This window comes from Prolixibacteraceae bacterium (assembly GCA_019856515.1).
Classification (GTDB): domain Bacteria; phylum Bacteroidota; class Bacteroidia; order Bacteroidales; family Prolixibacteraceae; genus Halosquirtibacter; species Halosquirtibacter xylanolyticus.
Map to the genome: position 1 here is coordinate 4,435,879 of CP082230.1, position 24,665 is coordinate 4,460,543.

20 protein-coding genes are annotated in these 24,665 nt (G+C 38.0%); 12 read left to right on the forward strand and 8 right to left on the reverse strand.

Annotated features, from left to right (window positions below):
- The first annotated feature begins 118 nt into the window (after positions 1-118).
- Positions 119-1,810 carry an exo-alpha-sialidase gene (locus tag K5X82_16205; protein QZT36771.1) on the forward strand — a complete coding sequence of 564 codons (1,692 nt, stop codon included), beginning with the start codon at positions 119-121 and terminating at the stop codon, positions 1,808-1,810.
- A 280-nt stretch (positions 1,811-2,090) separates the two neighbouring features.
- A complete protein-coding gene (locus K5X82_16210) occupies positions 2,091-2,798 on the forward strand; it encodes an FCD domain-containing protein (GenBank protein ID QZT36772.1) in 708 nt (235 codons plus the stop codon).
- Between the two features lie 115 nt (positions 2,799-2,913).
- Here K5X82_16210 and K5X82_16215 read toward each other — a convergent pair whose 3' ends face one another.
- Both K5X82_16215 and K5X82_16220 read right to left on the reverse strand, forming a co-directional pair.
- The gene (locus K5X82_16215; protein QZT36773.1) at positions 2,914-3,273 is read right to left on the reverse strand and encodes a NifB/NifX family molybdenum-iron cluster-binding protein; all 360 of its coding nucleotides are present in this window, start codon (positions 3,271-3,273) and stop codon (positions 2,914-2,916) included.
- A gap of 25 nt (positions 3,274-3,298) precedes the next feature.
- On the reverse strand, positions 3,299-3,700 hold the full coding sequence (locus K5X82_16220) for a DUF134 domain-containing protein (protein ID QZT36774.1): 402 nt from the start codon (positions 3,698-3,700) through the stop codon (positions 3,299-3,301).
- Between the two features lie 446 nt (positions 3,701-4,146).
- On the opposite strand from K5X82_16220, the gene K5X82_16225 reads away from it, so the two are divergent.
- Positions 4,147-4,647, forward strand: a complete 501-nt coding sequence (locus tag K5X82_16225; protein QZT36775.1) for a DUF4251 domain-containing protein — start codon at positions 4,147-4,149, stop codon at positions 4,645-4,647.
- A gap of 58 nt (positions 4,648-4,705) precedes the next feature.
- Here the strand turns inward: K5X82_16225 and K5X82_16230 are convergent, their stop codons facing one another.
- Positions 4,706-5,278, reverse strand: coding sequence for a hypothetical protein (locus K5X82_16230; GenBank protein QZT36776.1), 573 nt, complete (start codon positions 5,276-5,278; stop codon positions 4,706-4,708).
- Positions 5,279-5,389: 111 nt separating this feature from the next.
- On the opposite strand from K5X82_16230, the gene K5X82_16235 reads away from it, so the two are divergent.
- From K5X82_16235 to K5X82_16250, 4 genes are all read left to right on the forward strand, one after another.
- A complete protein-coding gene (locus K5X82_16235; protein ID QZT36777.1) occupies positions 5,390-5,944 on the forward strand; it encodes an NUDIX hydrolase in 555 nt (184 codons plus the stop codon).
- Positions 5,945-6,648: 704 nt separating this feature from the next.
- Positions 6,649-7,461: a DUF4382 domain-containing protein gene (locus K5X82_16240; protein ID QZT36778.1), complete on the forward strand. Its 813-nt coding sequence runs from the start codon at positions 6,649-6,651 to the stop codon at positions 7,459-7,461.
- Positions 7,462-8,016: 555 nt separating this feature from the next.
- Positions 8,017-8,694: a 7-cyano-7-deazaguanine synthase QueC gene (gene queC, locus K5X82_16245; GenBank protein QZT36779.1), complete on the forward strand. Its 678-nt coding sequence runs from the start codon at positions 8,017-8,019 to the stop codon at positions 8,692-8,694.
- A 6-nt stretch (positions 8,695-8,700) separates the two neighbouring features.
- A complete protein-coding gene (locus K5X82_16250) occupies positions 8,701-9,585 on the forward strand; it encodes an NADPH-dependent 7-cyano-7-deazaguanine reductase QueF (GenBank protein ID QZT36780.1) in 885 nt (294 codons plus the stop codon).
- Between the two features lie 92 nt (positions 9,586-9,677).
- On the opposite strand, the gene K5X82_16255 is transcribed toward K5X82_16250, so the two are convergent.
- A complete protein-coding gene (locus tag K5X82_16255; protein ID QZT36781.1) occupies positions 9,678-10,628 on the reverse strand; it encodes a DNA/RNA non-specific endonuclease in 951 nt (316 codons plus the stop codon).
- Positions 10,629-10,944: 316 nt separating this feature from the next.
- Here K5X82_16255 and K5X82_16260 point away from each other — a divergent pair, with 316 nt between their 5' ends.
- The 5 genes from K5X82_16260 (at position 10,945) to K5X82_16280 (ending at position 18,758) form a co-directional block, all read left to right on the forward strand.
- Positions 10,945-11,529: a TetR/AcrR family transcriptional regulator gene (locus K5X82_16260; GenBank protein QZT36782.1), complete on the forward strand. Its 585-nt coding sequence runs from the start codon at positions 10,945-10,947 to the stop codon at positions 11,527-11,529.
- Positions 11,530-11,543: 14 nt separating this feature from the next.
- On the forward strand, positions 11,544-12,488 hold the full coding sequence (locus K5X82_16265; GenBank protein ID QZT36783.1) for a ketoacyl-ACP synthase III: 945 nt from the start codon (positions 11,544-11,546) through the stop codon (positions 12,486-12,488).
- Positions 12,489-12,711: 223 nt separating this feature from the next.
- Positions 12,712-13,887 (forward strand): AAA family ATPase, encoded by a 1,176-nt coding sequence (locus K5X82_16270; GenBank protein QZT36784.1) that lies wholly within the window; start codon positions 12,712-12,714, stop codon positions 13,885-13,887.
- Between the two features lie 98 nt (positions 13,888-13,985).
- Positions 13,986-17,522 (forward strand): pyruvate:ferredoxin (flavodoxin) oxidoreductase, encoded by a 3,537-nt coding sequence (nifJ, locus tag K5X82_16275; GenBank protein QZT36785.1) that lies wholly within the window; start codon positions 13,986-13,988, stop codon positions 17,520-17,522.
- Positions 17,523-18,263: 741 nt separating this feature from the next.
- Positions 18,264-18,758 (forward strand): hypothetical protein, encoded by a 495-nt coding sequence (locus tag K5X82_16280; GenBank protein ID QZT36786.1) that lies wholly within the window; start codon positions 18,264-18,266, stop codon positions 18,756-18,758.
- 67 nt (positions 18,759-18,825) lie between these two features.
- Here K5X82_16280 and K5X82_16285 read toward each other — a convergent pair whose 3' ends face one another.
- The 4 genes from K5X82_16285 to K5X82_16300 form a co-directional block, all read right to left on the reverse strand.
- Positions 18,826-20,433, reverse strand: coding sequence for an arylsulfatase (locus K5X82_16285; GenBank protein ID QZT36787.1), 1,608 nt, complete (start codon positions 20,431-20,433; stop codon positions 18,826-18,828).
- 149 nt (positions 20,434-20,582) lie between these two features.
- A complete protein-coding gene (locus tag K5X82_16290) occupies positions 20,583-21,110 on the reverse strand; it encodes a nitroreductase family protein (protein ID QZT36788.1) in 528 nt (175 codons plus the stop codon).
- Positions 21,111-21,225: 115 nt separating this feature from the next.
- A complete protein-coding gene (locus K5X82_16295) occupies positions 21,226-22,467 on the reverse strand; it encodes an ISL3 family transposase (protein QZT36789.1) in 1,242 nt (413 codons plus the stop codon).
- Between the two features lie 151 nt (positions 22,468-22,618).
- Positions 22,619-24,643: a glycoside hydrolase family 97 protein gene (locus K5X82_16300; GenBank protein QZT36790.1), complete on the reverse strand. Its 2,025-nt coding sequence runs from the start codon at positions 24,641-24,643 to the stop codon at positions 22,619-22,621.
- Between the last annotated feature and the right edge of the window lie 22 nt (positions 24,644-24,665).

Sequence of the window (24,665 nt, forward strand, 5' to 3'; positions counted from 1 at the left end):
TGGCTATACGATTCGCTGCAAGTCCTCATTTCAAAAAAGAGATATGAATTGTGTTAATATCGTTTTATTAATAACGAAATTAGAGCCTAAAATAAGCAATCTAAAATAAAAAAATGATATGGTGAATTGCATTAAGATGATGATGACTTCTTTAATGATAACAGGAGGTCTAATGGTAAGCTGTACAGGGAATCTACCACAGAAGAGTGATAACCTTAAGCAGACAGCGAGTGTCTACCCTGTATTGAAGAATGAGTTAGATAATCAGGTGATGAAGATCACATTTAACAATCCCAATGATCTGGCAGAGTTAAGTGAAGTGGTGGTGGATATACTAAACACGGATAAGCATAACATTGATAACGTAAAACTCTATTTTACAGGAAGTCATGAACTCTTTAATAATGCAGTTCTTTTCGGATCTCCATCTTCTGTGACGTCAGGCAAAATTACTTTTAAGGGAAAGCAGTTTATGAAGCGTGGAGTGAACCACCTGTGGGTCAGTTGTCATGTCTCTAAAAATGCGTCTGCACAAGGACATATCTCTACAAAGTTATCGGAGTTAACAGTGGATGGTAAAAGGTTAATACCTTCTAATGACACGTTTGTTTCCAAACAACGACTAGGAGTTTCGGTGCGTGATAAAGGAGTGGATGGAGTACACACTTATCGTATCCCTGGATTAACCACCACCAATGATGGAACACTATTGGCGATCTATGATGTGAGGCGAGACAAAGGTCGAGATCTTCAAGGAAATATTGATATTGGGGTAAGTCGAAGTACCGATAAAGGGAAGAGTTGGGAACCAATGCGTATTGCTCTAGATATGGGTGCATGGGGCAACTTACCTGAAAAGTTCAATGGAGTTAGTGATGCGAATATATTGGTTGATAAGAACACAGGAGACATCTTTATCGCAGGATTATGGATGTATGGGGTGATAAGTCCCGAAGGCAAATGGCTTGAGGGGTTGAATGAAGAGAGCAGTGCTTGGAATCACCAGTGGAGAAACAGAGGTTCACAAGCGGGATTAGATGTCAAGCAGACCTCTCAATTCTTGATCACCAAAAGTAGTGATGATGGCAAAACATGGAGTGATCCAGTCAACATTACACAAATGTGTAAGAAGAAAGAGTGGTGGTTGTATGCCCCTGCTCCAGGTGCTGGTATTACGTTGAAAGATGGTACTTTGGTTTTTCCAACTCAAGGACGTGACAAGAAAGGACTTCCTTTCTCAAACATTACCTACAGTAAGGATGGTGGTAAAACATGGACAACTTCTGCACCAGCAGCCCACAACACGACAGAGTGTATGGCTGTAGAACTCGGTGATGGTAGTATCATGCTTAATATGAGAGACAATAGGAATAGAAAGAATAAAGGCGATAACAACGGGCGTAACATTGCTATTACCCAAGATTTAGGGGATAGTTGGACCCCATCTTCTACTTCTCACAATGCATTAATAGAGCCTGTATGTATGGCTTCGATTATTCGTCATGATTATATCGAAGAAGGCGAGAAGAAACATGTTTTATTGTTCTCTAACCCTAACTCTAAACGCAGTCGTTCTCACCAAACCATTAAAGTAAGCTTTGATGATGGCAAAACTTGGCCTAAGCAATTCTGGATGGAGTTAGACGCGGGGAGGGGTGCTGGATATTCATGCCTGACTTCTATCGATAATGAAAATATTGGTATTTTATATGAAGGAAGTGTGTCGTGGATGACATTCCAATCGATCCCATTAAAAGAGCTATTGACGCCAAAACAGAAAAGAGAACTCATTATCGCCGACCACTTTTAAACGATAAAAGTATACACGATCTATTGACACCTTGTCTCCCTCTTTCTTATCGATAGACTCCCAAAAGTGGATTGGAAAGATAGAAAGAAGGGGACATTTGTACATCTATAATTACTATGATACTATTTTGTATAAACAAGATATAGCTGTAACTCCATAGCTCTCAATCTAAAATAGAAAAGGGATTATTAACTTTAGTTGATTCACGATATATTTTAATACTCTCTTTTAATTCGTTAATTTTGTAAAGTCCTTTTCTATATTATTAATAATAGCTTATATGCAAAGAAATAAAATTCAAGCCGTTCAAAAGACCTCTTTGGTAGACATGGTGGAAAAGAATCTACTAGCTTATTTTAGAAAAGCCAATCTAAAACCAGGAGATAGTTTGCCTGGTGAAATAGAGTTGACAGATCTACTTGGAGTCGGGCGAAGTGTGATTCGTGAAGCATTAAGTCGTTTTCGTATGGTTGGACTCATTGATTCAAAACCAGGGAAAGGGATGATCTTGAAAGAACCCTCTTTGTTTAATGGCTTTGAGAGGGTCGTAAACCCACGTCTTCTTAGTAAAGAGACGCTCTTAGACTTGCTTGGTTTTCGTTTGGTATTAGAGATGGGTGCCGCTGAGTTTATTTTCATCAACCTTACTGAGGAAGATATTAAAGATCTTGAGGTGATTCAAGCACGCGAGATTAAGTATAAAAACAATCGTTTTGATCCAGAGAGCGATGCACAGTTTCACATGCGACTTCTTCAGATCTGTGGGAACAGTTCGGTGGCAGACTTCCAACGTATTGTATTCCCGCTATTTGAATTCATCAAAGAGAATTATGATGAGATATTCGAAGGAAAAGAGGCAAATCTCAATGTTGGAGATGAGGCCGTAACACATGCCGATATTATCGAATCTCTAAAAAATAGAGATCTAGAACAGTACAAGAAACTGTTGAGAAAACATCTAGACTTATATTTCCAATTACTAAAGTAACCTTGTGATAAAATATTGAGAACAGAACCGTTTATTCATCTATGTCAAACAGTAATTTGAATAAAAAATAAACGGTGCTGTACTTCTAACCTCTTTGATTCTTAGGTCGATGCTGCTAGTGGTGGCTACAGTCGTGGTGATCACACTGGATATCTACCACACGTAATGCTCCTGCTAGATAATCTTCTACACATTTCTGAATATCTCCTTCACAGCCCTTAATCACTTTGATCCCAGCATTCGAAAGTTTATTGATGGCGCCATTGCCCATATTGCCTGCTAACATCAACTCAACCCCCATCTCTTTTAGTGTGGTTGCAATATTCGATTTACATCCACACCCCTCTGGGGATTCCACATCGATGATTTCTTCAATCTGATTGTTTGCATCTACTACAAATACTTTGAAAGAGTGACAATGTCCAAAATGGTGGTCAATCGTATTGCTCTTTGATGCTGGTACTACAATTTTCATAATCAAGCTCCTTTATATTTAAACGTTATAATGTTTCTAACTCATCTGATCCGTAAAACTTACAACCATTACATGGCTTGTGCTCTTGGGTCTCTTTAAAGATGCGATGACACCGTTTACATCGATACCATACTGATGTATACTCGAATGCTCCACCCTCCATAAATATCTCTTTGCCCTCTACAAAAGCTGTTGCAATCTTACTTCTAGCTTTATCGTAGATGCGGGTCAGTGTGGGGCGAGAAACATTCATCTGTTCCGCTGCCTCTGCCTGTTTTAAATGCATATAATCGATCAAGCGTACTGCCTCATACTCTTCGATGTTAAGAACAACCTTTTCTCTCTTCGGGCATGAGATGCCAAAGGGACTATATCCTTTCATCATTGGGGGAGTCTCTACAACTCGAACACTCTTCTTACGTCCCATCTATTTTTAATTTGTTGCAAATATAATGAACATATGTTCATTATTAAGCCTGTTTCTGAAAGAATAATGGGTCGTACTACCTTTTTTAACACTACAATCTGACGATAGATAAATTCACATTCGATCCCACCCTCATAGGTGTCTCATAGGACTCTCCTTCGTCTACTGTTCATATATTACTCACATATTGGTCACATACCACTCACGCTTCCTTCACATAAATGCAAAGAGAGGGTGACCAATATATGAGCCGTGGATATGCAATATGTGACCAATAGACGAAGGAGAGTCCTATGAGACACCTATGAGGGTGCTATCTGGCTCCTAATAGATCGTCATGGATAGTAGATGTAAAGATGCAAAACATCTATTTTATCCGTTGGGATAATCCTTTTGGCCTGAATATTGTTAATTAGATATATATACAAAACTAACCCTTATTAATTATGATTAAGAGACTGTTCACTGTGATATTGATCTGTATACTATTTGTTTATACAATTCAAGCCCAATCAAGAAAAGAGAAAAAAGCCCAAGCTTACCAAGAGATGGTGAAGGATATAGCATCAGGAGAGTTTAATCTTGAAGCTACTCGTGTGAATTTTAATAGTGGTACACGACAAATACAAGGCGAAGGATACTCCCTTAAACTAAAAGGAGATAGTGTAGAAGCCTATTTGCCATTCTTTGGACGGGCATATAGTGTGGATTATAATGGTGGTGGTGCTATTGAGTTTGATGAACCAATAAATAAGATAGACATCCGCAAAGATGAGAAGAAGAGAAAGGTTCAGATGACACTTCGTGTGGTTACCACCAAAGATGTATATGATGTGCAACTTACGCTTTTCCCAGGGTCAGGTACGATAAATGTAAGCTCAAACAGGAGATCTTCAATCAATTACGAAGCCGACCTGGTGTTTCCAAAGAAGAAGAGTGAAAAATAGAGGGTTTTCTGCAGATGGTGAGGTCCAACTACATGACAGATGAAATAGCATGCCTATGCTATTTCATCTGGTGGGACTTAAGTATTGCGAACCCAAACAGACCATTTTTAATGGTAATATACAATGAATCTTTAGGCATCTTGTTTCTGCTTTTGCTATTCAGTAAAACCTCTTTCTCTACGCCCATGTAAGAGATAGATAAAAGTTCAATATTGTGGTTCTCGAACTTCTCTGTTCGTTGAGAGACAATAGGAACTTTAATCGTTTGTGGCTCTTTGTCTGCTGCCACATAATTAACGCCTGTAAACAGAAACATTCCTAGCGAGCCAATTCCAATATATAGTACTGCCATATGCAACCATTTTTCTCTTCTCTTTTCAGCCTCTGGGTGTATCTTATCTCTTAACAGCAATACAACAAAAAGAGCGGGTAGAATAAAGAGAAGAATTCGGATTGAAGTGGGCATAAACGTGACGTGAGCCAACAATATCTCCAGAATAAGCAATACTATACCTAACACCAAACTAATGGTGTAGATCGGCTTTTTTAGAAACATAAGATCCAGATGAATCCTTTCGTCATGTGGGATCTCTATATGGTGGTGATCTTCATGTAGTACCTTCTTCTTCATTTTTCATTGAGGATTAAATCAACAGGACGTAATTGCAATATATATCAAATACAATTAGAATCGTATATTTGTTTTGGTTTTTCAGCAATAAAATATGAATATAGATCCACCATGATGAGCGATAATAAAAAGTCTCCTTTTCAAATAATTAGTCAGACCGAAATCTATAGGAATCCTTGGATCTCTTTACGAGAAGACCAATGTGTCAGAGAAGATGGAGGGGAGTGTATATTTGGTGTTACCAGAGTGATCGATGGAATTGCAGTACTTGCCATCGACCATAATAGAGATGTACATTTGGTTCATGAATTTAAATATGCAATCCAAAGGCGTAGTATCGAAGTGGTGTGTGGTGGAATGGATACTTCTGATCCTTCTCCTGAATTCGCGGCCCAAAGAGAACTAAAAGAGGAGCTTGGTATTATAGCATCTAAATGGAGCTACCATGGTGCCATCGACCCTTTCACTTCCGTGATCGATTCGCGGGTGCATCTATTTGTTGCCGAAGAGCTACAATTTGGTGAAACCAATAGAGAAGAGACCGAAGACATTGAAGCTGTAAGCTATCCATTTGATGAGGCTTATAAGCTCATCGAAGAGGGAGTGATCACACATGCGCCTACCATTCTATTACTTCAAAAAATAAAGATCCTCAATAACCTATAGTGCGATAGACAGTTCTGTTTGTCAGCCACCATAGTGCATATATTTTAGAGCCAAATACCAGTATCTAAATTAGGCGTTTCACAAGGACCTCACAAGGACTTCACAGGGGGTAAAGTTACCCTTAACTTACCTTTAAGTTACCCTTCCCTTACCAAAATAGCACTTGGAGGTAACTTAAGGGTAAGGAAGAGGTGTGTCAGATGTAACCCAATGTAATGGAAGGTGGTTTGTATCTAAGTCTTAAAAGCCCATATTCAGCTCTATTATTCATGTGTTGTAATTATTGTTTGTAGTTAATTATTGTTAATGATATCTGTTTTAAAATAGGAATACTGGAACCTGATTTTATTGATAACATTATGTTTTAATCTGTTCTGATTTGTTTATAGTGTACTTTAAATGAATTGATAGTGTTAATCAAATCTCAAAGTTGTCGATAACAAACCATCTGATTATGATAAATATAACGAGTGCTAAATGTCATTAAAACAGCAAAACACAATCTTATTGGTAGTTTGAATGTCTATCAGCTAAGTACTATTGGTTTTATTCTCTTTTAATAGTGATTTTAAGAACTATTTGGTTTGGGAAGTTGTTTACACTATACCTTCATATTTCGTTATTGAAATTGTAATTTGTATGTTTGTTAATGACAACAATTTGTTGTGTGAATTAGTATTAACAAGAATAAATAAAAGAGATTGATGAAAAAGGGATTATTAAATTTGTTAGCAGTAGTAGTGCTTTCTTTAGGATTATTCTCGTGTAATAACGATGATGATAATAACAAGGATTCTCAAGCTACACTTAATGTTCGATTGACTGATGCTCCTGGTGATTATGATGCAGTGAAGGTTGATATCAAAGATGTACAGATCAATCTTGGAGATGAAGATAAAGGATGGGGCTCTGTCGGAGATGTGAATGAAGGGGTCTATAACTTATTAGAATTTACAGCAGGTAATGATACTCTGCTTACTTCAGGCTCTCTTCCTGCAGGAACGTATAATCAAATTCGTTTGATCCTTGGTGATAACAACTCTGTTACAGTGGATGGAACTGAGCATGATATGAAAGTGCCAAGTGGTCAACAATCAGGCTTGAAGTTGTTAGTGAATCAAACACTAGAGAATGGTGTGACATATAATGCATTATTAGATTTTGATGCAGCACGATCAGTCGTTGCAAAAGGTAATGGAACTTATAGTTTAAAGCCAACAATTCGTATGGTATTTGAGGCTCAGTCTGGTGCTATTCAAGGACAAGTGCAAGCTGATGCTGAAGGAGTTGTTTATGCGATTCAAGGTCAGGATTCGATTTCTACATATTTGAATGAAGGAAAATTCCTTCTTCGTGGTGTAGTGCCGGGACAATATTCAGTTGTGGTTGAACCAGATGCTGAATCAATTTATGCGAAGACAACTTTGATGGATAATATTGAGGTTGTTTTAGGAAAAACAGCAGATGTTGAGGCAAATGAGTTAGATGTTAAACTGGCACCAGTCCCAGCACAATAAAGTATATTTAGTTGGAACTATAGTTCCCTTATTAACTATATCTTTACTCTTTTACACATATATACTTATTAGTGTGGTTCAAATGAGAATTAATGTCATCAGACTTTAATTAACTCATTTGTATCACACTTTTTTGTTTTTAAATAATACCTGAAATATTTACTCTTTTTTTTAATCATGAATATGTCGTGTTCGTTGTTTATTATCATCTCTATTTATACGTGTTATTTCTTTATTCGTGAACAAAATAAGTCTGTTCTTTACTCTTGTGCCTCTTTATTTCTTTATATGTAAATTAATTGACTGGTGTGATATTTGTCATGTTTGTTATATTGGTTTGTTGAGAAGAAAGTATAAATTTGTGGCGTTAATTTAAGAAGACAGTTCGTAACCATCCTGTCTATAAACAAAACTAGGGATAATGACAACACCTCGTATTATACCAACTTCATGATTTGCTTGGTATTAAAAGGGCGCAAACTGTTGTGGTTTGTGGTGACCCCTGTTTTCATTCTTCCATGTTTTGTCTGATTTTATAAGATTAAAAGAGAGAAAATGGAAAGAAAAAAAGCCATTGTATTATTGTCTGGAGGCTTGGACTCTGCGGTTGCTTTGTGGTTGGCTAAATCACAAGGGTATGAAGTGTATGCGTTGTCGTTCTCTTATGGACAGCGTCACTCTATTGAGCTAGATAAAGCGAAGTTATTGGTGGAGAGTGCTGGTGTTGCTGGTCATCGTATTGTTGATATTAATATGGGACAGTGGGGTGGCTCTTCTCTTACGGATATGTCGATGGATGTGGAAGAGGGAGATATTCATAAAAAAGAGATCCCACAGACTTATGTTCCTGCTCGCAATATGGTGTTTCTTAGTGTGGCAGCTTCTATGGGAGAGGCTTTGGAAGCTTACGATCTTTTTATTGGTGTAAGCGAAGTTGATTATTCTGGTTATGTGGATTGTCGTCAATCTTTCTTAGATGCCATGCAGAATGCAATCAATATGGGGACTGTGGCTGCGGTAGAACAGGGAAATAAGTTTACCGTTCATGCTCCATTTATTGATAAGACGAAGGTCGAAGAGATTACATTAGGTATGGAGCTTGGTGTTGATTTTGCCAATACATGGTCTTGTTATAAAGGAGAGGGTACACCTTGTGGAACATGTGATTCGTGTAAGTTAAGGGCAGAGGCTTTCCATAAAGCTGGTCATGAGGATCCTGCATTAAAGAGCTAAATAGTTATGGAGATTAATTTTTTAGAAGCTAAGGTGTTGGGACAGAAAGTGTCTCACCCCAAAGAGTATGATCGTACTGTTTTGGTGGCTATTCCAAGATCATTGAATCGTACGATATATGATATTGAACAGGGGGATCTTCCTTTTGTGGGTTTTGATGCATGGCATGGATATGAACTTAGTTTCTTGACAGAGAAGGGAATGCCTGTTGTTGGCGTGTTAAAGATGGTTGTGCCATCGGATACTCCCTCTTTGGTGGAGAGTAAATCATTGAAGCTATACCTTAACTCTTTCAATATGTCTCGTTATGGGAAGAGTGTGAAAGAGGGTGTTGCTATGGTGGAGAAGATGATTGAAAGAGATCTCTCTTCTTTATTGGAAGCGACTGTTTCTGTCTGTTTTCATACGAAAGAGCGATTTGTTGCATCTCCTTTTAAGGAACATGAGATGTTGGAGCAGGTGGTGGATGTGGATCGTATGGAGATTGCCTCTTATACCGAGGATGCCTCTCTATTAGAGGTGGTCGATCATGATCGATTGACGGAGGCCTTTTGGGGTACGGATCTACTTCGTAGTAACTGTAAGGTGACATTTCAACCTGATTGGGGGAGTGTTTATATACATATAGAGGGGGAGAAGTTAGTTTCTAAAGCTTCTTTGCTATCTTATATTGTTTCGATGAGAAATGAGAATCATTTTCATGAAGAGATTTGTGAGTTGATCTATATTCGATTGAAACGATTACTGAATCCACAAAAGTTAATGGTCGGATGTGTTTATACTCGTAGGGGAGGGATTGATATTTGTCCTTTTCGCGCGAACGATAAATCATTGCTTCCTTCGAACTATGAGGAGGCAGCACGATTGGTTCAAAAGACGATGCGTCAATAATGATATGATTCAAAAGGAGCGCGTCTACGCAGATATGTATAGACGCGCTCCTTTAATTTCCATTGAATAATGATATCACTTAATGGAAATAACTATTTGGTGATGTGTGGTTTTATCTTGGCCACTGTTTTGTCGCCTATCCCTTTGATCTTCTTTAGTTCATAGATCGATGAATATGGTCGATGTCGGATTATCTCTTTGGCAAACTTTTCACCAATGCCTGGTAGGGTCATTAGTCTCTTTTGTGAGGCCGTGTTGATATTCACTTTGTTACTTTGACTTGCCTTAGGTTTGTAGTTGTGGTTGGTGGTGTTTGTCTTCCACTGCTTACTGACGGAAGCTTCCATTTGGTTCTCTTCGCTATCTTTTAGTTCGGCAAAGAAGTCGATATGGGTTAGCTTCTCAATTTTATCAATAGATGTTTGGTAGGCCATGAATCCTTTGGAGCATTCGCTATTAGGCATCAGAAATGCAATGGCCTTCTTTGGTGGGGTTAAATCATAGATGATCTTGTAGTAGTATTGCGGTATTGCAACTCTGTTTTTGCCGATGGTTTTAAGACCTGGTTTTAGAACAGGACCTGTAACGATATATACTTTCCCCTCTTTTTTTGCCCATCTTCTTACCTGTTCTTCGAGCAACCTCCATTGTCCACGGTTTAGTTTGGGGTGTTGAGGACTCATATTGGAAAGGAAAAATGATTCGCTCATGGCTTGACTTGTAAAGGCCATGTCTGCTGCAGGAGCTAAATGTCCTCTGTCATATCCACTACCTCTATAATCAGAAAGACCAGCAGAGTGTGTACTTACTTTAGGATCTGGACGGAAGTTATCTGTTCTCTTAAGGTGTTTGGATAGTTCGGTTTTCGTTAGTTCATACGCTACCCATGATGGCTGTTCATATTTTTCAATATAATTTAGAGTGTAATTTGTGTGTTTTACGATACGTCCCTGACTGTCTTTGGGAAGGTGTTTGCTGTCTTGTGCAATGACATTTGCAAAGGAACCAAGGAGTAGCAATAGAATAGGAAAAAATCTTTTCATTTCTTGTGTTTAAATGTGTTTGTAACCGACCTCTTTGGGACGGGTATGAATGTGTGATTTCATCCAAAATTACTGCATATGAACGCTATAACCAAATATCATTAACCTGTCGGCGTTATTGAAATACCCCTTTTAAATCGACCTCATCCTTGTTGTTGTATTGATAATCTTGGTGTTAATTCTTTGTCATTTCTTCTCGTTTGGAATGAAAATAATATGTTTATTATATATGTTTTTTGCACAAAACGTATACATTTGTGCAACTTGAAGAGAGAGATTTCGTAAATACATACGTCTTTTTTAAGATAAATAATAAATGGAAGAGAGTACTTGTTACAAGATTATTCATAAAGCGAGAGAGCTGTTTGCATTGCAAGGAGTGGCAAACGTAACCATGTCCTCAATAGCAAAAGAAGCAGGCGTTGGACGACGAACTCTGTATATGTATTTTTCATCGAAAGAACATCTATATGATAGTGTGGTTGGCTATGAAGTCGGGATTATATATGATGCGATTAAGGGTGTTTTTGATACTTCTGATCTGTTGCCTACCGTTGAGGTGATACGCTCTTATGTGCATGCACGATTTGATGCGTTCAAAGAGTTGATCCAAAAGAATCCTTCTATCCGTCATGATTTTATTAACGACTTGCCCCGAGTAAATCATATACGAAGAGAGTTTAATGAGAATGAATTGTCTTTGCTCAAATCTCTGATCACAAGAGAACTGGGTAAGGCTTCTTGTTTCTGTTCCGTAAGGGTGGAGAGTATGTCTCAACTCATACACATTATGTTGGTTGGTCTAGAGGTTCCCATAATAATACAAAATTTTAGTAATGAAACGAGGGGGTTGTTAGACCAATGTATAGAGATGATTACGAAATCTATTAAAATAAAATAGTTAATTTATTTGTCATGTATATTAATCATGTGTCACACTATGTTCCAAGCGATAGAGTGCCTAACTCATATTTTGAGAAGGTCAATGGCTTAGAAGATCAGTGGATTTTTGAAAGAACTGGGATCCGTTCTCGATCCAAGGCAACTAAGCAAGAGAATACTAATACAATGGCTATTGAAGCTGTTAAGAATGGGTTCGAAGGAAGTGGCTTTAAACCAGAAGAAGTCGATCTGATTGTTGGTGCATCTTACTCTCCGTATGATACGGTTTATACAATGGGCCATGCTGTTCAGAGAGAGTTCGGGGCTGTGAATGCAAAGGTGGTATATGTTTCATCCGCATGTTCTTCTCTGTTGAATGCAGTAGAGATTGCTGAAGGTTACATAGCTATGGGGAAAGCCAAGAACGTGATTGTAGTTGCAGCAGAGCATAACTGGGAGTATAGCAATGAGTCGTGTGCTAAGAGTGGACATTTGTGGGGTGATGGTGCTGCTGCAATGTTTATTAGCGACACTCCTAAAGGCAACAAATCAGCAAAAGTTGCTCATGTCTACACCCAAGGATTGGGACACTTAGGAAAAGCAGATGCTTCTGTGTTTCTAAGACCTTCTGAAGAAGGATTAGGTATGCCTGATGGTAGAGATGTATTTATCAATGCAGTTACACAGATGCGTAATGCGATTGATAAAGTGTTGGACGCGAGTGGTAAAGAGGTGAGTGATTTGTCATATGTTGTGCCTCATCAAGCCAATGGACGTATCATGTCCAATCTACAAAGACAGATGAAATTGGATGATGGAATGATTTTTAGCCATATCGAAGAGTTCGGTAACACTGGCTGTGCGAGTACCGCCATCTGTTTCTCTCAGAACTACGATAAAGTAAAGCAAGATGACCTAGTGGTATTCACTGTTTTTGGAGGTGGATATTCGGTAGGAGCGATGCTACTTCAATACTAAAGTATAGTAATAAGAAAGAGTAAAAATACCAAGTTTTGTCATATAAATGGTATTTTTACTCTTTCTTATTAAGGTTTATATTCTACTGACAGTTAGGTTGTTGTGTTTTGTTCTTTCTGTGTTATTAGCTGTGGATTTCAAAAAGAAAGTCTATTTGCAATCTACAGATTACAAAAAATAGATATTTTTTTCTAGTTTTGTTTTAGTAACATAAAGATCAATAGTGGATTTATTCTATAGTACACATCAGAATTTAATAGACTCGTTAAAAGGAGTTATTGACCGTCAACTTACCAATGAAATCGATTGGGATCACCCATTAATTGGGATCAAAGGTTCCCGAGGTGTTGGTAAAACCATGTTTCTTTTGGATTATGCCAAAAGAATGGATGCTAAGTATGGTCGTTCATGTCTTTATGTAAACTTAAATAGCTTCTATTTCACAAAAAGAAGAATCTACTCTTTTGCAGATGAGTTCTTTAAAAGGGGAGGGAAGTTGTTAATTCTAGACCAGATGCATAAGTATCCTAACTGGTCTAACGAGTTAAGGTTGATATATGATAATATCCCTGGCTTGAAAGTTGTTTTCAGTGGTTCTCCGGTGTTGAGGATTATTGAAGGAAATGATGAATTGAAAGATATTGCTCATATGTATCATCTTCATCCTTTATCATTCAGAGAGTATTTGAATTTTCGTACAGGGAATAAATTTGAATGTTTGAGTTTGGATGAGATTTTACATGATCACCAACAGATTGTTCCAACGATACTAAGTAAAGTTCGTCCGTTGGCCTATTTTACCGATTATCTGAAACATGGGTGTTATCCATATTTTCAAGACGATGCGGCAATTTATAATGAAACATTGCTGAAGCACATTAATTTGGCTTTAGAGATCGATGTTACTTACACCAATCAGATTGAATTACAGTATCTGCCTCGACTCAGAAAGTTGATGCAAATCATTGCCGACCATGTTCCATTTTCTCCCAATGTCAGTAAAATCAGTGGCGAGATTGACACTTCGAGAGCAACGGTGATGAACTATTTGCGATATCTTAAGAATGCGAAGTTATTAAACCTAATATACCAAGGAGAGGAGGGTGCTTCGAAGAAGCCTGCTCAAGTCTATCTGCATAACACGAATTTGATGTATGCGATATCTCCAGAGAATATAAGTAATAACAGTTTGAGGAAGACCTTCTTTCTAAATCAAACAGGAGTACGATTCAATGTAAAGGCATGTAATGGTGCAGATTTTCTATTGGATCATGATAAGAAGTTTATGGTTGGAGGGAAATATACAAAACCTGCTACAAATGGTTTTGCCGCTGCCGATATGATTGAAATAGGTAGTGAGAATATTATCCCTTTGTGGTTATTTGGCTTCTTGTATTAAACTAATACAAGACAGTGTATAACACGAACTGTAAAAGATTAGAATTAATTATTTGACTTGTTGAAATACGAACCTTTGTTCAAAATTTAAAAAAAACAATGGCTAAAGAAAAAAAGTTTATCACGTGTGATGGTAACTATGCAGCAGCTCACATTAGCTACATTTTTAGTGAGGTTGCATGTATCTATCCGATCACTCCATCTTCTCCAATGGCGGAGAATGTTGACGAGTGGGCAGCAGTAGGTAAGAAGAATATGTTTAGTCAGCCTGTACGTTTGGCTGAGCTACAAAGTGAAGCTGGTGCAGCAGGTGCTGTTCACGGATCTTTGCAGTCAGGAGCATTCACTTCTACTTATACTGCTTCTCAAGGATTGTTATTGATGATCCCTAATATGTATAAGATTGCTGGAGAGTTGTTGCCAACTGTATTCCACGTAAGTGCTCGTGCTTTAGCAACTCATGCACTATCTATTTTTGGTGATCACAGTGATGTTTATTCTGCTCGTCAGACTGGATTCGCAATGTTATTTGCAGGATCGGTTCAGGAGACTATGGATCTATCAGGTGTTTCACACTTGTCGACACTTAAGTCACGTGTACCATTCATGAATATTTTTGATGGTTTCCGTACTTCTCACGAGATTCAAAAGATTGAAGTTTTAGATAAAGAAGATTTGATGCCTCTTGTGGATATGGACGCTGTTCAAGAGTTCCGTGATAGAGCATTGAATCCAGAGCACCCAGTAACACGTGGTACTGCTCAAAACCCAGATATCTTCTTCCAAGCAAAAGAGGCTTCTAACTCATTCTATGATGCTGTTCCAGATATCGTAGAAGATTATATGCAAGAAATTACTAAGTTGACTGGTCGTGAGTATCACCCATTCACTTATTATGGTGCAGAAGATGCAGAGAATATTATCATGGCGATGGGATCTGTAACAGAGACGATCAAAGAGGTAATCGATGCACAACTTGCAGAAGGAAAAAAAGTAGGTTTGATCTCATGTCACCTATATCGTCCTTTCTCTGAGAAGTATTTCTTCAATGTATTCCCTAAAACAGTTAAGCGTATTGCTGTTCTTGATAGAACAAAAGAGCCAGGTGCTCAAGGGGAGCCATTGTATCTAGATGTACGTTCTCTTTTCTATGACAAAGCAGATAAGCCATTAATCGTTGGTGGACGTTTTGGTCTAGGATCTAAAGATACTACTCCTGCTCAAATTATCTCTGTGTATAACAACCTAGAGATGACAGAGCCTAAGAATGACTTTACTGTAGGTATTATTGATGATGTGACTTTCAAGTCTCTTCCTCTTCTTCCTGAAATTAAAGTTACTTCTGACAAAACATTTGAGGCTAAATTTTATGGTTTAGGATCAGATGGTACTGTAGGTGCTAACAAGAACTCTATTAAGATTATTGGTGGTTCTACGGATAAGTATTGTCAAGCTTATTTCGCATACGATTCAAAGAAATCAGGTGGATTTACGGCTTCTCACCTTCGTTTTGGTGATGACCCAATCCGCTCAACATATTTGGTAACTACTCCTGACTTCGTAGCATGTCACGTACAAGCTTACGTTAACCAATACGATGTATTGAAAGGTCTTAAAAAGGGTGGTTCATTCCTATTGAATACTATTTGGGACGAGAAAGAAGTTCTTCGTCGTCTTCCAGATAATATGAAGAAGTATCTTGCGGATAACGAGATTAACTTCTATATCATTAACGGTACTAAACTAGGTAAAGAGCTAGGTCTTGGTAACCGTACCAATACTATCATGCAGTCTGCTTTCTTCAAAATTACAGAAGTGATTCCTTTCGAATCAGCTGTTCAAGAGATGAAGAGTGCGATTGTTAAGTCGTATGGTAAAAAAGGTGAGAATATCGTTAACATGAACTACGCTGCAGTTGATGCAGGTGGAGCGAACTTCCACAAAGTTGAAGTTCCTGCAGAATGGAAAGATATTGCAACTTCTGGTGAGAAAGCAGCATCTGATCGTCCTGAGTTCATCGAGAATGTAGTTGACGTGATCAATGCACAAGAGGGTGATGCACTTCCTGTATCTACTTTCAAAGGGGTTGAAGATGGTACATTCCCTAACGGTACTACTGAGTTTGAAAAGCGTGGTGTAGGTATTGATGTTCCAGAATGGATCGAAGATAACTGTATCCAGTGTAACCAGTGTGCTTATGTTTGTCCTCACGCAGCTATCCGTCCTTTCCTTGTTGATGAGAAAGAGGCAGCAAATGCTCCTGAAGGAACAGACATGAAGAAAGCAGTTGGTAAGCAATTTGCAGGACTTGAGTTCCGTATGCAAGTTTCTCCTCTTGACTGTACTGGTTGTGGTAACTGTGCTGACGTTTGTCCTTCAAAAGAGAAATCTCTTGTAATGAAGCCATTGGAGACTCAAGAAGCGGAGATCGCTCGTTGGGATTACTTCGAGAAGAATGTTTCTTACAAAGATAATTTAGTTGACAAGTCTAAGACGGTTAAGAACTCTCAGTTCGCTCAACCTTTATTCGAGTTCTCTGGAGCTTGTGCTGGTTGTGGTGAAACTCCATATATTAAGCTTATCACTCAATTGTTTGGTGAGCGTATGATGATTGCTAATGCTACTGGATGTTCTTCTATCTATGGTGGATCTGCTCCAGCAACTCCATATACTACTGAGAAGAATAGTGGACACGGACCTGCATGGGCTAACTCACTATTCGAAGACAATGCAGAATTTGGTTTCGGTATGTCTGAGGGTATCAATGCGCAGCGTGATCGTCTTGCAGATATCATGACTAATGCTGTTGAAGCAGGTGCTCCTGAGGCAGAGTTGTTCAAAGCATGGTTAGAAGCTAAAGATAATGCTAAGGCATCAGAAGAGGCTTCAGCTAATGTATTGGAGGCTATCAAAGGTAACAATGCAGAGTATGCTAAAGAGATCCTTTCTCTATCACAATACCTAGTGAAGAAATCAGTATGGGTATTCGGTGGTGACGGATGGGCTTACGATATTGGATACGGTGGTGTGGATCACGTATTGGCTTCAGGTGAAGATGTTAATATCCTTGTAATGGATACGGAGATCTACTCAAACACTGGTGGTCAAGCTTCGAAATCTACTCCTATTGGTGCAGTAGCTAAATTTGCTGCTTCAGGTAAGAAGATTCGTAAGAAAGATCTTGGTGCTATCACAATGAGTTATGGTTATATCTATGTTGCTCAAGTAGCAATGGGTGCAAACCAAGCACAGTTCTTGAAAGCAATTAGAGAAGCGGAAGCTTATCCAGGACCATCATTGGTTATTGCTTACTCTCCATGTATTTCTCACGGTCTTCGTGCGACAATGGGTAAATCACAAGAAGAAGAAGCAAAAGCTGTTGAATGTGGATACTGGTCACTATACCGTTTCGATCCACGTCTAGAAGAAGAAGGTAAGAACCCATTCCAATTGGATTCGAAAGCACCAAATTGGGATAACTTCCAAAACTTCCTACTAGGTGAGGTACGTTATACTTCGTTGTTAAAAGCATTCCCAGCTGAAGCAAAAGAGTTATTTGCAGCTGCTGAGGTGAACGCTAAATGGCGTCGTAACTACTATCAGAAATTATCAGAGATTTCATTTGCTGCAGAGTAATTGATTATCTAATTTGATATAAGACAAAAGAGCTGCCCTGAGGGGTGGCTCTTTTTGTATATATACATCTCCTCTATCCGTCCTTTGGCACCAGTCTGCCTACGTCTCTTTAATTGATATGTCTGATGTGTGACATTGCTTATGTGGTGTAAGTAGGTAACAGAGCAAGAGTCGGCATACTTCTATCTGATGTTTTGTCTCAAAACAATATCTTTAGAACACCTCTGGGATCTATCCATGTAACCTTATTATAAAAGTCTATCGAATGAAATTTATCTTCATATTGACTCGAATAGACATGGCCATAGGTGTTTAAATGCTCTTATATTGTAGCTATGGTACTATGACAATCGTGTGATATGTTAGGGTTTGTGTTTTGTAATACATTGATATATAGTTGTTTTGTGTTTTTGTGAATATCCCTGTATGGTTTTATGTCGGTGTGGATTTGATTATATAGACTATAATGCTGTTTTATGAGAGGTCACTATATGACAACACACGGTACATTTTTGAAGGGTGTCGCTCGTCATGTTATAATAATATATCTGTATCTTGTTGGTATATAGTGTTATATGTGATGTATTACTGTGACAGTTATTGGAGTGAAAAGAAAAACTATAGGATGATCTATCTAGAACCTATAGTTTTGTCACAGAAAGTTATTCAAACTTAATAGACGAATAACAGATAGCAATAGACTAAGATTTAAATAAGAGTAAAGATTAAATATTGACTGAGATGAAAAAGAAGCAGCACGAATTTATACTACTAATTGCAGGTGTGTTATTGGTTACAGTTATCGCATTGAGAATGGTTTATTCATCTTATGATAGAGTGGAGCCGAAGGGTGTGAGTGTGGAGTCCTTATTGGCATCTGAGACCAATAAGACCAACAACGAGAAGGAAGGCTCTCATTTGAAGAAGAAAAATATTCAAAAGCTAAAGATGTTCTGTGTGTGTGAAAGCGATGGATGTAATAAATGCGAAGCAATTGGTAGTGCTGCTGCTAATCTAAATGCCTCTAGAGAGGATGTCAATATTCAGTTTACAAAAGTAGATATGCAAGATAGAGCAAGCCGTGATTTTGTATCACAAATGCAAGTGAAAGGCCAATCTCTAATCATGATAAAAGGATGGCGTAAGAAAAGGGTTAATTTGAATGATTTAGGTAATGGTGATCGTTTGGTTAGGAAGGTAGAGAGAGCTGTGGATAGTATTCAAACATCACTCTAAAGTGTCGATGTTAAGTGTTCATGTTTATTGTAAAAGAGGGAGTCTTCATGACTCCCTCTTTGGTCTATTATAACATCTTAAATGCTTTATTTGTCTCTCTCTTCCAATAAGCTATTGCACTCTTATTATCCCACTTCTTGTCTGGGAAATTAGGGCCAATAAGTAGTGTCTTCTCTCTGGTTACAAGTTTTCCATCTTTAACAAATGTCTCTCCGCGCTCTTCTAGATGAGCTACCATTCGTTCTCTCCACTTTTCAAGTGTTTTACGGTACTTTCTTTTGTCTGAAAGATCCGTAGTCTCTTGTGGGTCTTTTTCGAGATTGAATAGTTGTTCTTCTCCTGTACGTATAAACCAGATGTATTTCATCTTGCCGTCAGTAAGCGCAGCCCAATAGTTATGAGGTTTATAACATGTGGCATGTTCTAGATCGATATATTCTCTCCATTTGGGATCTTCTTCTTTAACGAAAGATAGAAGTGATGAACCATCAACCTTTTCTGGAATAGATGCACCTGCGGCATCTAAGAAGGTGGGAAGGAAATCTCTTAACTCAACGGGTGCATAAACTTCTGTTCCTATCTCTCTTTTCGAATCATACCATTTAGGGTATTGCATTAAGAAAGGTATTTTAGTAGAACCCTCATATGCATATGTCTTTCTCCAATGGTTATGGTCTCCCATCATATCACCATGATCGGCTGTGAAACAGATAATACAGTCTTCGTAAATCCCTTTGTCTTTGAGAGATTGAATTATCTTGCCTACCTGATCATCAATGAAGGTTATGTTTGCGTAGTAGTGTTGTTTTGATTTTTTAGCATAGTCATCCCCAAAGTCTCCAAATGCAGTGTTGTAGTTGATTGGTTTCTTTACTGGAGCATACTTTTCACTCCATTCACTTCTTGCAGGACCTTCAATATCATGGATATCATATTGCTCAAGATACTCTTTCGGTGGATCATATGGGCTATGTGGTCGTGCAAAAGATACTTTTAGAAACATAGGATTGTCTAAATCATATTTCTCAATGAATTGGATGGCTGTGTCTCCTGTCCATTGTGTAGGGTGAAGTTGCTTTGGCAACTGATAAGTATCGGCTCTATTCTCATTCCAACTAATACCTGTTTTGTCAGGGTCTTTACCTGGTGCATTTAGTTTAAACCAGTCTCTGTAATCACTGACATAACCATCATCTTCGACACGGCCACTCTCGTCTACAAGTGTTCCATGAAAACCATGTAGACATTTTTGTGGGTACCAATGCATCTTACCAATACCAAACGTATAGTAGCCACTCTCTCTTAGCAGTCGTGGGAGTTCTATCGGATAATGTCTTGCTACTTTCGAATAACCTAGCATACCATGATTCCATGGAGCTTGTCCTGTAAGGAGTCCACTACGAGCAGGTGTACAACTAGGAGTCGAAGTATATCCATTTCGGAATATGAGTCCATTTTTACCTATCTGATCAATGTTAGGAGTCTTTAAAATCGGGTTTATCAGACCTAATGCATCTCCACGATGCTGGTCCGTCATGATAAAGATAATATGAGGTTGCTTCTTTGGTGTGGATTTCTTCGTGGCAGCTTGTAAGCCTGATGGTGCTATAGAGCAGCCTGCAGCAACAACTCCAGAGGTCTGTAGAAATGACCTTCGTGATATTTTTGTATCCATATTTATTGGTTTGTGTGTATGCACAATGGATTAGATCATAATCCATTGTGCACTATTTTCATCAATAAATATAAATATATTTGTTGTATATCCATTATGATGTAAAGGATATGTCTTAAATACTATTTAGTTTTTCGATGGAATCGGGACTATTCGTTATCAAAAGTAACTTTTGACCAATCCATATCTTCCTCGGTGTATGGCTTACGATCTTTCTCTTTGTGCCCTAAAGCAATCACTGCAAGCACGCTCTCTGAACTCGGAATTTGGAACAACTCTTTAAGAGAATGTTCTGCATCGTCTCCATTTTCTGCTTTACGGCCTCTGATTTGTATCCAAGTAGAACCAATGTTTCTCTCTTCGGCAGCCCATTGAATTAGCGTTGCTGCAATAGAACAGTCTTCAACCCACGTGTCACTCTCTTCATGATTCCCTGTAATAAGAATAGCTGCATTTGCATCTGCAATAAACTTAACTCCAAATGGTTTACATGTGGCAATAGCCTGAAGTTTCTCTTTGGACGATGTCACAATGAATTTCCAAGGTCTTTTGTTCTTCGAAGATGGCGATAGAAGAGCTGGTTTAAGCAACTCTTTAATCTCTTCATTTGAGATGGCCACATCTGTAAATTTACGGATACTTCTTCTTCTTTTTGTAATATCTAAAATAGCTGACATAATGATAATTTGTATTTTACTACCCAATATATGAAATAGATATTGATTCTTGAATCATCTTAACAACCATTGTTTAAACTTTACGGCTCTTTCCAAGATTTGATGGGTAATCATATTAAAAAGAACAATGCTTATTCACCTTTCTAAAATCTAATTTACCCGTAACAAGATATATCATTGTGATGAAATTTTTAGTGTCCCTAAATCCTTTAGCTCTTCTTTTTACTGTTTGAACCACAGAATTAAGACCTTCTAATATTCCATTATTTATCTTTGTTTCCATCCATTGCACAACGCCATCCCAATGTCTTTTAATTGTATTGGCAGCCTTGATGATAGGCTCCATCCTAGAGTGAGTTGCCCAATAATACCATTGTTTTAATAAGCACACAAACTCTTCTGCCGTGTTAGCGTATGTGTAAATATCCTGAAAGCTTTCACGTATTCGGAGTGCTCTGAAACTCTTTAATTTACTGTTTGATATAGAAAGATCCTTAAAGGCTTGCTGTTGCTTTAAGGTGAAGTTTGTCTTGTTCTTTAAGAATAAATACCTGTTCCCCTTTAGACACTCTTCATCTTTTGCTTCAGATCGTCTAACCTTATCTACTGCTTCATTGATTATCTTCATAATATGAAACTTGTCAAATGTAATGGAAGCATCTGGAAGGTGTGTTGCTATGCCACTAATGAATGAAGGAGACATATCACAACTGACATGACTTATTTTACTTGATTTGATCACTTTATTTTGGTCGTGATAATGTGGAATAACCTTACAAAAAGAAGCAATAGTTTCTGCCCCTTTTCCTTCAGTAACATGTACTGTCTTGCGTTCTTTTAGGTCTACAAACAAAGTAACATAATTATGCCCTTTTTTACAAGAAGTCTCATCAACCCCTATCATCTCAATATCAGAATGGTCTTCTTCGGCCTTTGCTGTATCGACATACAAAGTTGCCAACTTCCATAGCTTATCATCATAAACACCTGTCATTTGTGCAACCTGATGAACTGGCATATAAGAAATTAAGGACATTAATAATGCTTCAAACAACAGTGTAAAACCAGGTAGTTCACCTTCCCAAGGCATATCAAGAATAGCAACATTACCATCTCCCTTTATAACACGGGGAACACGTGCAGTTAAATAACACTTATACTCAAAGAAGCTTAAATGCTGCCATGTTTTCTTTCGTGTATCATGCACCTGTAGGTTATCCTCTCCATTGTGACTAAAACGAGAACCTCTCTTAAAATCGATATAAACATCTAAACGTTGGGATTCCTTGTCTAAGTTAATACCATCAATAAAATAGGGAGATTCAATATGTAAGGCTGAGGCTAATAAATCGTACATGATGTCTTATTTTAGAAGTTATTATATAGAAATTAAACATGTAGCATACCCACTAAGTTTCGGAAAGAGCCAACTTTACCGATATTTAATAAGATAATACTCATAAATTCGGCTTTATAGTGAAACGATATCATTCAAAAGTGTATGGTTCTTATTCGTGTATCTTCTTGAATACAACAGAAGTTCCTCCACCTCTTTTTAAACTGATTTGTAGAGAATCATTTTGTCTATACTCTTTCTCATAAATCATTATATCTGTTGGATTACTCTGATAGTCTGCATCTTTCCCATCAGCATAAACCGTTGCTTTATAGGTGGCATTAGGATCTAGAAAAGAGAGGTCGATATCAAATTGTCTTGGCTCTTCATTAGTTATACTCCCCAAATACCAACTGTCCGATGCCTTATCTTTTCTTACTATCGTGACATACTCCCCAATTTGTCCGTTAAGTGCGATGGTTCTTTCCCAATCTACAGGTACACTCTTAATAAATTCAAACGCTGGCTGATTGATGTAATGCTCAGGTAAGTCGGCTGCCATTTGAAGAGGACTATATAGTGTAACATATAAGGCCAATTGTTTGGCAATAGTGGTATTCACTTGGTTGCTCTTTTTCTGAGGTAATGAGATATCAAATATGCCCGGAGTGTAATCCATTGGCCCTGCAAGTAGTCGTGTGAAAATAAGAGTAGGCTCATGACTTGGTGGATTACCTCCATTGGGTCCCCATGCATTAAACTCTTGTCCTCTTGCTCCCTCTGAACTCATCAGGTTTGGAAAGGTGCGTCTGAGACCTGTCGATTTAATAGGTTCATGCATGCAGACCATTATATGCCTTTTAGCGGCCTCCTCTACTACTTTACGATAGTGTCGCACTCCAAACTGACCATGATGCCACTCTTTGTTATTGAGTCCATTAGGATTGACATATCCGCTCTTAATATATTTGATTCCATATTTTTGATAATAATCTAATGCATCTTCCAGTTGGTTTTCATAGTTGGTAATGGCTCCTCCAGTTTCATGGTGACCAATGATATTAACCCCTCTGGCATTGGCATAATCTGTAACTGCTTTGATGTCAAAATCGGGATAGGGAGTAGTGAATTTAAAAACACTACCATCAAGCCACCATTGCTCATCCCAGCCAACATTCCATCCTTCAACCAGTACTCCTTGAAGGTTATTCTCTGCTGCAAAATCAATGTACCTCTTTACATTCTCTGTATTTGCACCATGATGTTTCCCTTGCCCCCAGCTACTTATTCCCAGGTGCATCTCCCACCAAACACCAACATATTTTGCTGGTTTAATCCATGACACATCTTTGAATTGACAAGGGTCATTAAGATTAAGTATAAGGTTAGATTGAAGTAGGTCTGTAGGTTTCGCTCCAATTTGAATTGTTCTCCAAGGTGTTTTAAATCCTGCTTTGGCATACACCTTTGTTCCATCTGCCCATGGCACTAAGTCACAATGAAGCGTTGTCTTATTCGTTCGGTATAGTGTCATCGAAGCATAATCCGTAAGATTTGCTTCATGTATTGAGACAGCCAATCCCTTGGGGTTAACCATCGTTAATGGTGTATGCACCGTATCATCAATACAGGTCAACTTCTGTTTGCGATAGAGGTATTCATATCTGTCTTTTTGGTATGCTTTAATGGACCACGTATCGTAATCATCGTTTAGATTAAACTCTGTTAACTCATCCATAATGATGAATTCGTTTAGATTATCTTGCTCTGGGAATATATATCTAAACCCTATGCCATCATTAAATAGTCGAAATACAATATCAATCTTTCTTTTGGGCTCTTGTTTTTCTTGAAGATGAACCATCAGCTCATGGTGTTGATCTCTAACAAGCTGGTTTTGTCCCCACACTTGTCTCCATTCTTTGTCATACTCTTTTTTATTGACAGAGATAATTTCAAACCCACTGTTAAGATCTGGTTTGTCCTTTAACTTAAATCCAAGTCTTGATGCCTTAAATACTGTCGTTGTATCTTTTTTTATACTGTAGAACAATCCCTTTTCATTCGAACTAAAGGTGAGGCTAATACCTCCATTGGGAGATGTAATGATCGAACTTGTATGATCTCTTGAGGTACAACTATATAGTACAAAAAGAACTAAGATTAGAATTGAACGGTACTGCTTAATCTGACTCATGTTTAGATATATCTTTGTTAGA